Below are 16,267 nucleotides of genomic sequence, written 5' to 3'. Positions count from 1 at the left end.
ATATTATAATACTAATATTATCTTTCTTCTCTAAAATAAGCATTTCCAAGAGCATTTGGTGGAGCATTTTTCTTTGATTTTTTCATAGAAACTACTACTAGAATTATAAAAGTTGCTATATAAGGCACAGCAGCAATTAAATACTGCGATACTATAGGCTTAGCCAATCTAAAACCTATTATGTCAAGTCCTCCAAAGAAGAATGCTCCTATAATAGCTTTAAATGGATTCCAACCTGCAAATATTACAAGAGCTACTGCAATCCAACCTCTTCCTGCGGTAACATTATCCTGCCAGGTTGGTACATACACTAAAGATAAATAAGCCCCTCCAAGTCCGCAAAGTGCTCCTCCTAATAGTATGTGCACATATTTATATAAATTTACATTTATGCTTGCTGCATCTGCTGCTGCAGGATTCTCACCTACGGCAGTTAGATTTAATCCTTTTGAAGTCTTATATAAATATATTCCCAGTACAACAGCACATATATATCCTAAATAAACAAATATATCATGAGTAAAAAATACAGGACCTAAAAATGGTATTTTAGATAGCATTGGAATATTTATAGGATCAAAAAAATTTTTTATAGAATTGGGTGCAATCTGACCTACCATCTTTGCACCTACCATACTGGAAAAACCACTTCCAAAAATTGTTAGAGTAAGTCCAGAAACTACTTGATTTGCTCTAAGTCCTACAGTTAAAAATGCATAAATAAGAGCACCTGCTGCACCTGCTGACATGGCTCCAATTAAAGCGAGAATTGGATTACCTGTTTTTAATCCTACCATAAACCCAATTACAGCTCCCATAAGCATAATACCTTCCACACCAAGATTTAGGTGTCCTGCCTTTTCTGTAACTATTTCTCCAAGAGTTCCAAAAAGCAGCGGTGTTCCCGCAACTACTGCTGCTGCCAAAAAACTAATTAACCAACTCATTATGCTACCTCCTCAGCTTTTTCTTCTTTTGACGCAAATTTAACTTTAAATCTTATGAAAAACTCACTGCCCAGCACAAAAAAAAGAATAGTTGATTGTAATATCAAGGCTGCCGATTCAGGTATTCCAAAAGCAGTTTGAATATAACTGGCACCTGTTAAAAGTGCTGCAAAAAGTATAGATACTATTACCATTGCAATAGCATTAAGATTAGCTAGCCAAGCTACTATTATGGCCGTGTTACCAGCTCCACCTGTTATTTCTACAGATAGCGTATGACTTACTGCTGAAGTTTGTATAAAACCTACTACTCCACAAATAGCTCCACTTAAAAATAAAGCTCCAAGTGCTGTCTTTTTTATATTTATTCCTGAATATAAAGCCGTATTTTCACTTTCACCTATTACTGAAATTTCATACCCTTTTTTAGTGTAATTCAAATACATATATACTAATATTGTTATAATAATAGCTATAATCCACCCTATATGAATCCCAAATACTTCTGGCAGTGTAGCATTATCTGAGAAATTCGGTATTTTAGGAAATCCCAAGGCACTCTTATCCTTCCAAGGCCCATATTGAAGATAAGTTACAAATTTTAGAGCTATGTAATTCATCATAAGAGTAGTAATAGTTTCATTGGTTTTCCAATTAACTCTAAAAAATGACGGTATGAATGCCCAAATACCTCCAAATATTAAGGCTGATATAAGCATTAATATTAATAATATTGGTTGTGCCATATTTGGGAATCTCAGTGCTATCAGAGCAGCTCCAAAGGCACCCATCATTATCTGTCCTTCTCCTCCAATATTCCAAAATTTCATTTTAAAAGCTATAGATACTCCAAGAGCTGCTATCAACAACGGTATGGCATCTATTATAGTTTGTCTTATATTATAAGACGAGCCAAAAGCACCTTGTATCATAGTACTATATACCATAACTGGATTTAATTTAAGTATAATTAAAAATATACTTACTACTAGCAATGCAAGAGCTATAGCAGTTATTCTTATTTGCATGCTTTTTTTATTGCTTATATCCGCTCTTTTAGCAAACCGTATCATGGTAATTCACCGCCACCTTTATTTACATTTGAAACCATAAGCATTCCAAGTTTTTCTTTTGTAGCATCCTTTGATTCCACAATTCCCGCAGCATCTCCACTATTCAAAACCATAATCCTATCACAAAGCTTTATTAATACATCTAAATCTTCGCCTACAAACAAAACCGAATTTCCCTTTTTCTTCTCTTCATTTATAAGATTATAAATTGTATAGCATGTATTTACATCCAATCCTCTTACAGGATAGGCCATTACAATTAATTTTGGATTTAAGCTCAGTTCCCTTCCAAGTAATATTTTTTGTATATTACCACCAGACAGATATCTTATAGGATAAAATATTCCTGGAGTTTTTACCTCCAAATTTTTTACTAGCTGCTTTGCTTTATCTATCAATTGCTTTCTGCTTAGAAGAAAGCCCTTTTGCCTTTTATAATCTTTAAGCAGAAGATTGTCTACAATATTCATGGAGCCAACTAGTCCCATTCCCAATCTATCCTCTGGTATAAATCCAATAGCTATATTATTTTGTATCATTTCCCTTGAAGATTTTCCAGTTATATTTTCTCCTTGAAATACAATTTCTCCACTTTCTACAGAACATATACCAGTTATGGCCTCACAAAGTTCCTTCTGTCCGCAACCTGCAATACCAGCCACTCCAAAAACTTCTCCTTCTTTTATTTCAAAACTGACATCCTTTAAAAGCCTTATATTGTCCTTATTTGAAACATTTAAATTGGAAACCTTAAGTACTGCTTTTCCTGGTTTACATTCAACTCTATCTATGAACAAATCCATTTCTTTCCCTACCATTAGTTCAGTAAGATTTTTAGGATTAGTAGCTTTCTTATCCACTGTACAAATTGCTTCACCTTTTCTTAAAATAGTTATTCTATCTGATACTTCCATAACCTCGTCCAATTTATGAGTTATGAATATAACGGCGCAGCCTTTTTCTTTAATTTTATTCATTATATTAAATAATTTTTTAGTTTCCTGCGGTGTAAATACAGAGGTTGGCTCATCTAAAATAAGTATATCTGCTCCTCTATATAATATTTTTAATATTTCAAGATTTTGTCTTTCACCTACAGACATATCGTATACATATTTATCTTGATTCACATCTAAACTAAATTTTTCGCAAACTTCATTTATTTTATAAGAAATATTTTTTTCATTAATAAAAATTTTGTTATTTTGCCCCAATAATATATTTTGTCTTGCAGTCATTGATTCTACTAATTTAAAATGTTGAAACACCATTCCTATACCGGCTTTAATAGAATCCTTAGGAGATGAAAAATGCACTTCTTTCTCATGAATAAATATAGAACCACTGTCAGGAGTATAAACCCCTGACAGCATGTTCATAAGAGTACTTTTACCAGCGCCATTTTCACCTAAGAGTGCATGTATTTCTCCAGCATTAACACTAAAGTCTATGTTATTGTTAGCTACAACTTTTCCAAACACTTTCGTTATGTTTTTTACAGAAATTAGCTCTGAACTCATAAGTATCACTCCACACTAGTTATTTTTGTATTGTACCATCTACACCTTCAACAAACCAATCCATAGACTTAATCTGCTCATCAGTTAAAGAACTTCCCTGCTGAATTTTAACAGTACCTTTTTGATCTTTAATTGGTCCTTGGAATATCTTATTCTTACCTGAAACTATATCAGCTTTAGCTGCATCAACCTTTTCCTTTGCTCCCTGTGGTGCATTGGCAGTAAGTGGTGCTATATCTACAATACCATCTTTTATGCCGCCCCAATAGCTGCTTGATTTCCAAGTTCCCGCTTGTATATCTTTTATTTGCTGTACATAATAAACTCCCCAGTTAAATACATCTGATGTTAAATTAGCTTTAGGTGCATATTTACTCATATCAGTATTATAGCCTACAGAGAATACCCCAGCATCTTCTGCTGCCTCCTGTACTCCAGGAGTATTTTGATGTTGACCTACCACGTCTATACCTTGTGCTATTAAAGCTTTAGCTGCTTCTTTTTCCTTTGCAGGATCATACCAGGTATTTGTCCATACAACCTTAACTGTTGCATTAGGATTTACTGATCTAGCACCTAAAGTAAAGGCATTTATTCCTCTGATAACCTCTGGTATTGGAAAAGCGCCAACAAATCCAATTTTATTGCTTTTTGTTTTCATACCTGCCACAATTCCTGATAAATACCTTGCTTCATATTCTCTTCCAAAATAGTTAGACATATTTGTCTCCTGCTTATAACCACCAGCATGAAGGAATTTTATGTCTGGATGTTTTTTAGCTTCTGCCTGTATTCCATCCATAAATCCAAAACTAGCTCCAACTATTACAGTAGCTCCTTGATTTATCATATCTTCAGTAACTTTTTGAACCTGTGATGTCTCTTCCGGAACTGATTCTTTATAAATTGTTTGTACTCCAGTTTCTTTTTCTAAATACTTTCTTCCTAAATCCTGAGCGTAATTATAACCTCCATCTGTTACCGGACCACTAAGAATAAATCCAACCTTTAATTTTGAATTTTTGTTTGATGGATTCGAAGAACTACTCTGACCTGATGAACATCCTGTCAGCAGCATAGCTGAAACTAATGACACTGCTGCTAATTTTGTTAAGATCTTTTTCATGTTTGTTACCCCCTTAAATTTATAACTAAATATTATTACTAGCAATATTGATGCCAACATTAATACAGTAGTTTTCTTGACATTTTTTTATTATTTCAAAGTATATATTGATAAATTATCAATTATTATATATAAAATTATATTTATCATAATGATAAATATAATCAATATGATAACACATTAAGAATTCAACCTATACTCTTCTACTTTTCTGTAGAGGGTGGCAATTCCTATACCTAGCTTTATGGCAGCTAATTTTTTGCCTTCTGTACTGGTTCCATAAATACGAAGGGCACTCTTTATAGTTTGCTTCTCCAATTGTTTTAGATTTAATATCTCTGCATGCTGCGTATTTAGTATATTTTGTTCAGCTCTCTTCACTATTTTTTGAGGTAAGGCTTCTTTTGTTAAAATTCCATTAGAATCCATCATATTTATCATGAATTCTACTGTATTTTGTAACTCTCTTATGTTCCCTGGCCAACTATACCTAAGCATGTAATTCCATATATCTCCATCTATGCCTATAAACTTTTTATTAAACAACTTGCAATATTTATTGGCAAAATTGTAGGTTAATATTTTTATGTCTTCTATCCTTTCACGCAGTGGTGGAAGTTCTATAGGTATAACACTTAATCTATAATATAAATCTTCTCTAAATTTATCCTCTTTTATAAGTTCCTCTAAATTTTTATTTGTAGCTGCTATTATTCTAATGTCTATTTTTATAGAGTCATTGCATCCAAGTCTAACTATCTCCTTTTCTTGAATTACCCTCAAAAGCTTCACCTGCATGTGGAGAGGCATATCTCCTATTTCATCTAAGAAGATTGTGCCTTTGTCAGCCAATTCAAATTTACCTTTTCTACCCTTAGGATCTGCTCCAGTGAAGGCACCTTTAACATAACCAAAGAGTTCACTTTCTAAAAGATTCTCTGGTATTGCACCACAATTAACTGCTATAAATACTTCATCTTTTCTATCACTGGCTTTATGAATGGCTCTAGCAAACATTTCTTTACCAGAACCACTTTCTCCTGTAATAAGTACTGTAGATGTAGACTTTGCTATTTTTAATATTTTCTTTTTAATGGTCATTATCTTTGAGGAAGTTCCCAATATGTTGTCAAACACCACATCATTACCCTGACCTGTTAATCTATTTATTTTATTTTTTATAGTTTTACTCTCATTGAATATAAATATGTATTTATATTTTTCACCTAATTCTATATCACTTACATTGCCTACCAAAAAATATTCTTCACCCTTCAATAAAACTCTAAATTCTTGATCCTCAAGCAGATAGTTCCCAGTAAATTCTACATTCATTTTTAAGCTACTTCCAGTATAAAGATTTAATATTTCATTTGCCTTTTTATTAGAATGAGATATATAATAATTTTTATCTAATATTACTACTCCTTCAGCTATTTCATCTGTTATCACTTTCAATAGATTTGCCATAATAGTAATGTTTTCATTTTTTATTGCTTCATAAGCTTTTGCACTTATAAGATCCGCCATTTGTTCTAAAAACACTGAATAAGTATCTATATTTGATAGAATTTTCTCTTTTTGATAATTATTAAAACATATAAGTCCTATTACTCCTATTACTTGATTATTCAAATTTATAGGCACACACATTTCAAACTTTTCTATACAAGTGTCACAGTTAGGACACTCTAAACAAATATCATGCTTTCCAGGTTCAGTTATTGTATACTTTTCCCCAGTCCTTAAGACTCTCTCATAAACATGACCTTCATTCTCTAGGCTTTTATTTATGCCATCTTTATACTTTCCCGTACCAGCAATTCTAACAAGTGTACTATCCACAATTTCTACATCAACGCCTAAAACCTGCGACAGAATATCTGCACATTGAATTGCAGTATTTTGTATTTTTTTCAATATAGTACTCATTAGTTCCACCTCAATATCAATGAATCTTACTCTGTGGAGTTTGTACTCCAACTGAGTTTAGATGAATTATCCAGCGACTAGTCATCGGACAAATTAGTTAACGTTTATGAGTATATTATGGATATATATAAATGTCAATAATCATTTTGATAATTTAATAAAATTATATTGTATTTATTAAATGTTTATTATAAAAATGTTTATTATAAAAATGATAATTATATTCCACATTTTAAAATAAGACCCACATTTTAACTATAAAGATAAAAAACCAACTCAAGAATATATTTTCCTAAGACTAATATTCCTATGTCCTTACTTTAAAAAGGAAGGACTGCTTTAAAATGCATATTGATACATTTTAAAACAGTCCTTCTATACAAAATAGAATTTAATCTTCAATTATTTTTAAATCCTGTCCTATAATGTGATCATTTATCCATTTCACTACAAATTCTAATAAACCTAAAATATATTTATCTTGATTCTCATCCACATCTTTTAATTCAACTTTATTTAACTGTTCAATAAACTCATCATGCTCTATTTTATGGGCAAAGAATCTCTTGTACTTTATGCTTAACATGTATTTTTCTTCTTCTTGGAAATGAAAAATAGTATAATCCTTAAGCTTTCCAATAATTTCTACTATTTTATTATACTTGTCCACAAAATAATTACTTTTTAATAAATTATAGGCTCTTTCTGCAACTCTAAAAAGTTCCTTGTGCTGTTCATCTATTTTATCAATACCAAGCAAATAGTCATCTTTCCATTTTAACATATTATTCTCGCCTTATCCTTTAGATAAATTAAATATATTTTTAAAAATAACTTATAAATAGAGCTATATTTAGTGCCGTAACAATTATTCCAATTATCCAAAGCAATGTTTTATCCAATATAGAGTTAGCAAATTTGCCCATAACCTTTTTTGAAGAAGTAAGATAGATTTGAGTAAAAATAGTTATAGGTAATTGAATACTTAAAAGCATTTGAGAATAAACTAGCCCACTAAAGGGATCGGCTATAAAAAATATAATAATGGCAGCAAAGATCAATGTTATATAAACACCTATCTTAGTATGATTGTCACTTATATCATAAGGCTCTCCATATATGCCAGCAAAAATACTTCCCCCTGCCATTCCAGCTGTAACTGTGGAGGATATCCCTGCAAATAAAAGTGCCAATGCAAATATTATAGACGCTCCACCACCCAGAAGAGGCTTAAGCATTTCTTGAGCTTGATTTAATTCTGTTACTTGAACATGATTAGTAAAAAAAGTTGAAGCTGCCAAAAGAATCATTGCACTATTTATAGCCCATCCTATTATCATTGAAAATAAAGTATCTGCGAATTCATATTTAAGCTGCCTTTTTATTACACTTTCATCTTTCAAATTCCATTGTCTGCTTTGTATAACTTCCGAATGTAGGAAAAGATTGTGCGGCATAACTACAGCCCCTAAAACACTCATTATTATAGGCATAGAATTTTTAGGAAAGGTCGGACTTACCCATCCCATAACTGCTGTTCTCCAATCCACATGTACCAAAGTCAATTCAAATATAAAGGATATTCCTATAATGGATACAAAACCTATAATCCATCTTTCAAGTTTTTTATAAGAATTTGTAAGCAACATCCACATTACCAATGCAAGCATTATGACTGTGCCAAATTTTATTGGTATCTTAAAAAGCATTTCAAGAGCTATTGCTCCTCCTAAAAGTTCAGCTAGGGCTGTAGATACAGATGCGGCCACAGCAGTCAAAAGTATTATATTTTTAATAACAGGACTGATATTCTTTGTAGCTGACTCAGAAAGACAATCTCCTGTAACTATACCAAGATGAGCTGCATTATGCTGCAATACTATGAGCATAATAGTTGAAAGCGTCACCATCCAAAGAAGAGCATATCCAAAGTTAGATCCAGCAGAGACATTTGATGCCCAATTACCTGGATCAATAAAGCCTACAGTTACAAGAAGTCCAGGTCCTATATATTTCAAAAAATCCATAGCCATAAGCCTAGGCTTACGCTCATCCTTAAATATATTAAATTTAAAAGATTTCTTCATGGTTTAGTTACACCTCAAATTCAATAAAGTTGTATAAAGAATGTTCATTATAAATTTATTCATATTTATGCTTATTATACTTGTATTTTATTTATAATTTTAAACTGTTCCAATTAAGTAGTCAATAATGATTATTTATTAATATTTTATTCAAGTAAATTTCACCACAAAATATAAAAAACCATCAGAACATTTTATTATTATAAGTAAATTATATAAAATAAAACAAAATGACGGAATCTTTATGTACATAATATTTATGAAACTAATTATTAAAATACATTTTCATAGGCTCAAGGACTTATTTAAACATTATGAACATAAATAAAATCCCAATACAAATAAGAACTATAGCACTAATTATTAGAAATAAACCGTATCCTTTTTTATCACTATTTTTACTTAAAAAATATAATCCATTAAATAATTGAAGTAATCCTAATAGAATAAGAATAGATGACATCATTATTCTTTTATCACCAATTCCCAAAAAAGTAAGAATAGATATCAAAATGATTAATACTCCAAGTACGATTCTTATCAACAAAAATTTATTTTTCAAATACATATCCTCCTTACTATAAGTTAATATAAACAAAGTTCTTGGCATAAAGTGGAGTTTTTGTTTATGACCTCTGCTGCTTCCTAACAGAGTTCTAAATATCGGTTTGTGATACTTAGAACTTGTTGTCCTCTAGAGTAAATCGTTATCCAAAAACGCAGCCACTCCTTACTCCACTTTAAATTCTTTTTATAAAATTTTTTATTTAGTTCCAAATAATCTATCTCCTGCATCCCCAAGACCTGGAACAATATATCCCTTTTCATTTAATTTTTCATCAATTGATGCTAAATATATATCTACATCCGGATGGGCTTCTTGTACTGCCTTTACTCCCTCCGGTGCACCTATAAGGCACATAAGCCTTATGCATTTAGCTCCTTTTTTCTTTAGAAGACTTATTGCATCAATAGCAGAGCCGCCAGTAGCAAGCATAGGGTCTGTTACTATTATATCTCTTTCTTCAATATCCTGAGGAAGTTTACAAAAATATTCCACTGGTTGAAGTGTCTTCTCATCTCTATATAACCCTATATGACCAACCTTTGCAGCTGGAATAAGTCTGAGCATACCTTCAACCATTCCAAGACCCGCTCTTAATATTGGTACTATAGCAACCTTTTTACCTGCAAGTATTTTACACTCTGTCTTGCAAATTGGTGTTTCTACTTCCACAGTTTCCGTTTTCATATCACGAGTTACTTCATAAGCCATAAGCATAGCTACTTCCTCCACAAGTTCTCTAAAATCCTTAGAGCCTGTATTCTTATCTCTTATAAAAGATAATTTATGTAATATTAAAGGATGTGCTATTTGTGTTACCTTACTCATTTTACTTCCCCCTAAATTTTCCTATATGAAGTATTTTCAGATAGATAATTAAATATCATAGCCTATTTCGAATTTTAAAAAGCTTTTTGCCATGGTATATTCACCTGAAACTAACCCCATATAACACAAAATATATGCTCTATGTTTAATCTATTATTTATTATTTTCAATATCAGCAATCTTGTTTATTCTTTTTTCATGTCTTCCACCTTCAAAACTTGCTCCTAAAAAGGTATCTACTATGTCAATTGCAAGTCCTGGGCCAACAACTCTTTCTCCAAGGGCAATTATATTTGCATTATTATGTTCCCTGCATGCATGTGCGGAGAAAGTATCAGAGCAAGTGGCCGCTCTAATTCCCTTTACTTTATTAGCTGCAATACCTATACCTATACCGGTACCACAAACCAGTATACCTAAATCAAAGTTTTTTTGTGCTACTTCATTTGCTACCTTGTATGCATAATCAGGATAATCACAGGAATCCTCATTATATGTACCAAAATCCTTTATTTCTATACCCTTTTCCTCTAAATGTTTTATTATTATTTTTTTAAGTGATAATCCAGCATGATCACTGCCTAATGCTATTTTCATTACACGTACCTCCATAATTTTCAAAATTGTATTTTCTTATTTTAAATTAATTCAGTTAAGTATACTTTACAACATTCTACAATATATTCAAAAATCTCATATTTCACAAAATATTTAGCCCCTATAGCTGATGATTTTTTTCACACACTTACGTAAAAAAAAGATAAATGTATTTTATACAATACCTTTATCTTGCAATTTTTTAATCAAAAGTTCTATACTAGACCTTAAATCATTAAAGGTGTCCTTATATACATCTATATTACCACCATAAGGATCTGTTATATCCCTATTAATGGAGACATATTCATTTAAAGAATATACCTTAGAATTGTATTCTTTAAAATGATTTTTAATTACATTAGCCATATATCCAGTCATAGTAAGTATAAGATCAAATTCCTCAAGCATTTCTCTAGTGAACTGAACTGCTTTTCTATTTTCCAAATTTATATTTAAATTTTGTTTTACTAATAAATGGGAATTTTTAGAAATAATACTTTTAGGCACTACACTTAATCCCGCTGAAAAAGATGTAACTCCATTTATATTACAAAGCTCATTGAATATTGCTTCTGCCATACAACTCCTGCAAGTGTTCCCAGTACAGACAAAAAGTAGCTTCATACTATTTCCTCCTGTATACCTCACAATTTACTGGATCCTATCTTTATCAACATTGTAGACTAAACATCTATTATATTGAACCCAGCAGATTTTTTTAATCTATTCATTATAGCTATTCCAAAACCAACTTCCTCAAAAGCTTCAGATAATATAATATCTACCTTATTATCATCAAAGGCTCTAAGTGTCTCAAAAAGATTTTTTCCTATGCTATTAAGATTATTTCTACTTCCAAGTGATATAACTAAAGCACCTTTATATCTATCCTTAGTTTCCTCTGTAGCCATAATACCAACTTTTTTACCTTCATCTATATAAGTTTGCACTATTTCATTAATTTTTGCAATAGTTTTTTGTAATTCTCCACTGATAATTTTTACTGATGCTTTTGGTGCATAGTGTCTATATTTCATTCCTGGAGCCTTGGGTTTAAAATCCTTTTCTGGTTTTTTCATTATTGCTTTATCTATATAAATATTTTCATCTATTTCTCTAAGCATTTCCAAAGTTATGCCACCAGGTCTCAATACACAAGGTGGTGTAACTGTACAATCTATAATAGTGGATTCCAATCCCACTTCTGAAACTTCTCCACCTACTATGTATTCAATTTTCCCTTTTAAATCTTCTATACACCTTTCTATATCTGTAGGACTTGGTCTTCCCGATATATTTGCAGAGGGTGCTGCAATAGGTACTCCCGCTGCCTTTATTATGTTCCTTGCAATTATGCTTTTTGGCATTCTAATACCAATAGATTTTAGTCCGGCTGACGTAACATCTGGTATTAATGACGTCTTTTCAAGTATAATTGTCATGGGCCCTGGCCAAAACCTCTCCATAAGCACTTTTGCCACTTCAGGTATATTTTTGACTAAAGGTATTATTCCCTCTAAATCACCAATATGAACTATTAAAGGGTTATCCTGGGGTCTGCCCTTAGCTAAAAAAATCTTAGTTACAGCTTCTTCATCTAAAGCATTTGCTCCCAATCCATAGACTGTCTCAGTAGGAAAAGCTACTAGCCCTTTATCCTTTATGACCTGTGCAATTTCTTCAAGTATCCCTTTATCTAAATTATTACTATCCAATACCTTAACCTTAGTATCCACTTTAAGTACACCTTCTTAAACAGAATAAATTTCAAAATTGACTTCATTGTACTATTAAGTATTTTAACTGTCAAATATATTATAAAACTGTGCACATAGCAAGTCCAAGTAAAAAGCCCATTAAAATACCTAATGTACTTGTAGTCCCAGGCCAAATTGTATTAGCTTCCGGTATCATTTTCCCACAAACCACATAAAGCATTATACCCGAGGCAAGTCCAAGACTTGTACCTAACACGCTTTGCGATATGCCTCCTATAAAAATCCCTATAGTTGCTCCAAAAGCCGTGGGCAATGCAGTTATTGCTGTATATATAAAAATTTTAAGTGGGTCTATTTTAGAAGCTACCATAGGAGCTGCTACCGCAATTCCCTCTGGTATATCATGCACCGCAATAAGTATACACATCTTAATTCCAAGACTCCCACCCACTATAAATCCGCAGCCCATAATTATGCCTTCCGGGAAATTATGAAGCATAAGTCCTATGGCCGTTAAAAGTGCAATTTGCAAATGTTTATTTGAATGGAAATTATTTTTACTGGTTAGCCTGTCCGCAAATGCAATGACAGCTATTCCTATTAAAGCAGTAAAAATAGTACTAGTAAAACTCCATTTTTTTATGCATTCAGGAATAAGGTCAAAAACTACTACTGCAAGCATGATACCAGCAGCAAAACCAATAAGCGCACCTAAAAGCCTTTTAGATGGATTTTTAATTAAAAGTCCTACAGAGGAGCCTATGAGAGTTCCCAGTAAAGATACTATACTTACAAACATTAATATTATTACAGTATTTATATTCAAAAAATCACCCCACATCTATAACATTCTATTTATAGACATGAGGATTTATTCATTAATAAACTTTTCTTTAAATAACTAAATAAGTTATTATTTCTTTTGAAATATCTAATTTCTGTATTCCTTTATTTTTGCTATAGCTTCTTCTGTATAAAAAGCTCCAGTACAGGACTTATATAATTCATCTAGTAATTTGTACTTTTTATACCCGCCAGTGGAAATCACTGTATAAAAATACTCATTTTCAGGATTATTTTTTTTAAATCTTCCATAATGATAGCCTGCATAAGGATACCTTCTTAAAAAATCAATGTCAATTTTTCTTACAAATCTATTTCTTGTAGTACTTTTAGTAATTAAAATTAGTTTCATATCGCTTCCAGAACCTTCTGCATGGATTATGTCTATCTTTTTACAAAGCAAATTTATATCCTTTTTAGGAAATCCTACAGTAACCTTTATTCTATATTTATCTACCTCATAGTTTAAAACCTGAACTTTTGTTTTAAAACTCATAGCAGACAAAATTAGTAATTCTATTACAAATAGATACATGAAAAAAAATATGTTTATTTGGCCTGATAAATACCAGACAACAGGGAGAATAATAAGTATAAAAATCATGGCTATTATAGACCTCTTATAAGAGGCACTTTGTTTTCTAATAGCTTTATTTATATTCATATCCTCTCCACCACCTTAGTAAATGACTTTCTATAGAGGTACACAATCATCTCAGCATCAAATATATTTAAATTAAAAATTATACAGCCTGATTACCAACAGCTTTCATCTTTTCTGCCTGCTCTTCAGTAATTAATGCATCAATAATTTCATCTATTTCTCCATCTAAAAAGGAATCAAGTTTATAAAGTGTAACACCTATTCTGTGATCTGTAACTCTACCTTGAGGAAAATTGTAAGTTCTTATTCTTTCGCTTCTATCCCCTGTTCCAACTTGACTCCTTCTATCCTCTGCAATACCTGCGCTTCTTTCCTGTTGAGCTTTTTCGAACAATCTTGCTCTTAAAACCTTCATAGCCTTTTCTTTATTTTTAAGTTGACTCTTTTCATCCTGACAAGAAACTACCATTCCAGTTGGTAAATGTGTTATTCTAACAGCTGAATCCGTAGTATTTACACACTGGCCACCATGTCCAGAAGCTCTAAATACATCTATTCTCAAATCATTTGGATTTATTTCTACATCCACATCTTCAACCTCCGGCAAAACTGCCACAGTAGAAGTTGAAGTATGAATTCTACCACTGGATTCTGTATCTGGAACCCTTTGAACTCTATGAGCACCACTTTCGAATTTAAGCCTACTATAGGCACCTTCACCTTTTATCATAAATACAACTTCTTTGAAACCACCTATATCTGTTTCATTGGCACTCATAACTTCTATATTCCAACCCTTTCTTTCTGCGTATCTTGTGTACATTCTAAAAAGATTGGCAGCAAATAGTGCAGCTTCTTCTCCACCAGCACCACCTCTTATTTCTACAAATACATTTTTATTGTCATTTGGATCCTTTGGAAGAAGTAGTATTTTAAGTTCCTCTTCATATTTAGTTGAATTCTCCTGAAGCTCTTTTATTTCTTCCTCAACCATTTCCTTAAGTTCTTTATCTATTTTTTCACCCAGCATTTCCTGATCATCTTTTAAGCTTTCCTGGGCACTTCTATATTGTCTGTATTTATTTACTATAGTTTCCATTTCTGCATGTTCTTTACAAAGCTGCTGCCACTCTTTTTGATTTGCCATAACAGTTGGGTCACTAATCTTAATTGATAATTCCTCATATTTATTCTCTATAAAATTAAGTCTTTCAAGCATTAATTTATCACTCCGTATTTAGTAATCATCAAAGAAATATTTAATTAAATTCTATGAAAACTTTCACATACTATATCTTTGAAAATACCTTATTTTAATAATTCTATATTATAACATATAATGTTTTTTATAACCATAAAAATTTTCAAGTTACCCTAAGGGTGTAATTTTTTCCAAATTCAATTCACCATCTTCTTATATTGTCAATAAAAATAGCCTTTAACTACTCTATCATTTCCAGAAAGATCTTTAATACATACCACATCTTTAAATCCATTTTGTTCCATCAGTTGGGTTACTTCTTCCTTTTGATCATAGCCTATCTCAAAAATTATTAAACCCTTGGGATTTAAAACTTTTTTTGATTCTCCAATTATTCTTCTATAAAATTCCAGACCATCTTCTCCACCACAAAGCGCTATAAAAGGTTCATAATTCTTTACATCTTCCATTAATGTTCCTATAACTTTACTTTTTATATAGGGTGGATTAGAAACTATAACATCAAAACTGCATCTATTCTCTATAGCCTTACTAAGCAAATCACTTCTTAACGCCTTAACTCTTTTTTCTAAATTAAATCTTTCTAAATTGATCTGTGTAACCTCTAAGGCAATTTCTGAAATATCGTAACAAACCACCTGTGAATCAGCTATATAAGTAGCAATAGCAATACCTATAGCCCCACTTCCACAGCATACATCACAAATTTCTTTTAAATTTTGTTTTTTTATTTCCTTTATAGCCTCTTCCACAAGTATTTCCGTATCTGCTCTTGGTATAAGTACTCCTGGTTTTATAAAATAATCCAAACCCATAAATTCCGTACTCTGGAGAATATATTTTACAGGCATTCTTTTCTTTCTAAGTTCTATCAGCTTAAGAAATTCCGCTCTTTTATTTTCATCCACCTGCAAATCTCTATTTGTAATTATAAACAGTTTATCCTTATTTAAAACCTTGCATAGTATAAGTTGAGTATCCAGCATATAAGTCTCAATATTTTGAGACTTTAATATATCATATCCTGATATTAAAAGCTCTTGTATTTTCATTTTAACCCTCTACATTTTCTTAGGCACATTCAAATAAATAACTAGTCAGTATGCTAGCCTATTTTTAATCCTACTGCGTCAACAGAACCCTCAGATAGCTCACTATCCTCAGAACCTGTTTCCTTGTATGATTCAAAATATCCGTCGCAT

The 16,267-nt window shown here is 31.6% G+C and carries 16 protein-coding genes; all 16 read right to left on the bottom strand.

Features of this window, described 5'->3' with window-relative positions; genetic code table 11:
• Positions 1-17: 17 nt before the first annotated feature.
• A complete protein-coding gene (locus tag CLOPA_RS01905; RefSeq protein ID WP_015613783.1) occupies positions 18-947 on the bottom strand; it encodes an ABC transporter permease in 930 nt (309 codons plus the stop codon).
• Positions 947-2,020: an ABC transporter permease gene (locus CLOPA_RS01900; RefSeq protein WP_015613782.1), complete on the bottom strand. Its 1,074-nt coding sequence runs from the start codon at positions 2,018-2,020 to the stop codon at positions 947-949. The genes CLOPA_RS01905 and CLOPA_RS01900 overlap by 1 nt, the downstream gene beginning before the upstream one ends.
• Positions 2,017-3,540, bottom strand: coding sequence for an ABC transporter ATP-binding protein (locus CLOPA_RS01895; RefSeq protein ID WP_015613781.1), 1,524 nt, complete (start codon positions 3,538-3,540; stop codon positions 2,017-2,019). The genes CLOPA_RS01900 and CLOPA_RS01895 overlap by 4 nt, the downstream gene beginning before the upstream one ends.
• Positions 3,541-3,559: 19 nt before the next feature.
• Positions 3,560-4,666, bottom strand: coding sequence for a BMP family ABC transporter substrate-binding protein (locus tag CLOPA_RS01890; RefSeq protein ID WP_015613780.1), 1,107 nt, complete (start codon positions 4,664-4,666; stop codon positions 3,560-3,562).
• Between the two features lie 180 nt (positions 4,667-4,846).
• Positions 4,847-6,598, bottom strand: a complete 1,752-nt coding sequence (locus CLOPA_RS01885; RefSeq protein ID WP_015613779.1) for a sigma-54-dependent Fis family transcriptional regulator — start codon at positions 6,596-6,598, stop codon at positions 4,847-4,849.
• Positions 6,599-6,989: 391 nt separating this feature from the next.
• Positions 6,990-7,382 (bottom strand): bacteriohemerythrin, encoded by a 393-nt coding sequence (locus CLOPA_RS01880; protein WP_015613778.1) that lies wholly within the window; start codon positions 7,380-7,382, stop codon positions 6,990-6,992.
• Between the two features lie 40 nt (positions 7,383-7,422).
• Positions 7,423-8,685, bottom strand: coding sequence for an Nramp family divalent metal transporter (locus CLOPA_RS01875; RefSeq protein ID WP_015613777.1), 1,263 nt, complete (start codon positions 8,683-8,685; stop codon positions 7,423-7,425).
• A gap of 301 nt (positions 8,686-8,986) precedes the next feature.
• Entirely contained in the window at positions 8,987-9,253 is a 267-nt protein-coding gene (locus tag CLOPA_RS01870) for a hypothetical protein (RefSeq protein WP_242834253.1), read from the bottom strand.
• Positions 9,254-9,448: 195 nt separating this feature from the next.
• Complete coding sequence (gene upp, locus CLOPA_RS01865) at positions 9,449-10,078, bottom strand: uracil phosphoribosyltransferase (protein ID WP_015613775.1); 630 nt, start codon at positions 10,076-10,078, stop codon at positions 9,449-9,451.
• 153 nt (positions 10,079-10,231) lie between these two features.
• Positions 10,232-10,675 (bottom strand): ribose 5-phosphate isomerase B, encoded by a 444-nt coding sequence (gene rpiB, locus CLOPA_RS01860; protein ID WP_015613774.1) that lies wholly within the window; start codon positions 10,673-10,675, stop codon positions 10,232-10,234.
• A 174-nt stretch (positions 10,676-10,849) separates the two neighbouring features.
• Positions 10,850-11,302, bottom strand: a complete 453-nt coding sequence (locus CLOPA_RS01855) for a low molecular weight protein arginine phosphatase (protein WP_015613773.1) — start codon at positions 11,300-11,302, stop codon at positions 10,850-10,852.
• A gap of 59 nt (positions 11,303-11,361) precedes the next feature.
• The gene (locus CLOPA_RS01850) at positions 11,362-12,414 is read right to left on the bottom strand and encodes an L-threonylcarbamoyladenylate synthase (RefSeq protein ID WP_015613772.1); all 1,053 of its coding nucleotides are present in this window, start codon (positions 12,412-12,414) and stop codon (positions 11,362-11,364) included.
• A gap of 79 nt (positions 12,415-12,493) precedes the next feature.
• The gene (locus CLOPA_RS01845; RefSeq protein ID WP_041710714.1) at positions 12,494-13,222 is read right to left on the bottom strand and encodes a ZIP family metal transporter; all 729 of its coding nucleotides are present in this window, start codon (positions 13,220-13,222) and stop codon (positions 12,494-12,496) included.
• Positions 13,223-13,327: 105 nt separating this feature from the next.
• The gene (locus CLOPA_RS01840; protein WP_015613770.1) at positions 13,328-13,903 is read right to left on the bottom strand and encodes a hypothetical protein; all 576 of its coding nucleotides are present in this window, start codon (positions 13,901-13,903) and stop codon (positions 13,328-13,330) included.
• A 79-nt stretch (positions 13,904-13,982) separates the two neighbouring features.
• Complete coding sequence (gene prfA / locus CLOPA_RS01835) at positions 13,983-15,062, bottom strand: peptide chain release factor 1 (RefSeq protein ID WP_015613769.1); 1,080 nt, start codon at positions 15,060-15,062, stop codon at positions 13,983-13,985.
• A 203-nt stretch (positions 15,063-15,265) separates the two neighbouring features.
• The gene (gene prmC / locus CLOPA_RS01830; protein ID WP_015613768.1) at positions 15,266-16,117 is read right to left on the bottom strand and encodes a peptide chain release factor N(5)-glutamine methyltransferase; all 852 of its coding nucleotides are present in this window, start codon (positions 16,115-16,117) and stop codon (positions 15,266-15,268) included.
• Between the last annotated feature and the right edge of the window lie 150 nt (positions 16,118-16,267).

Origin of the sequence: Clostridium pasteurianum BC1, from assembly GCF_000389635.1 — a bacterium.
Classification (GTDB): Bacteria; Bacillota; Clostridia; order Clostridiales; family Clostridiaceae; genus Clostridium_I; species Clostridium_I pasteurianum_A.
The sequence above is the reverse complement of the archived record's forward strand: the minus strand, read 5'-3'. Positions and strand labels throughout refer to the sequence as shown.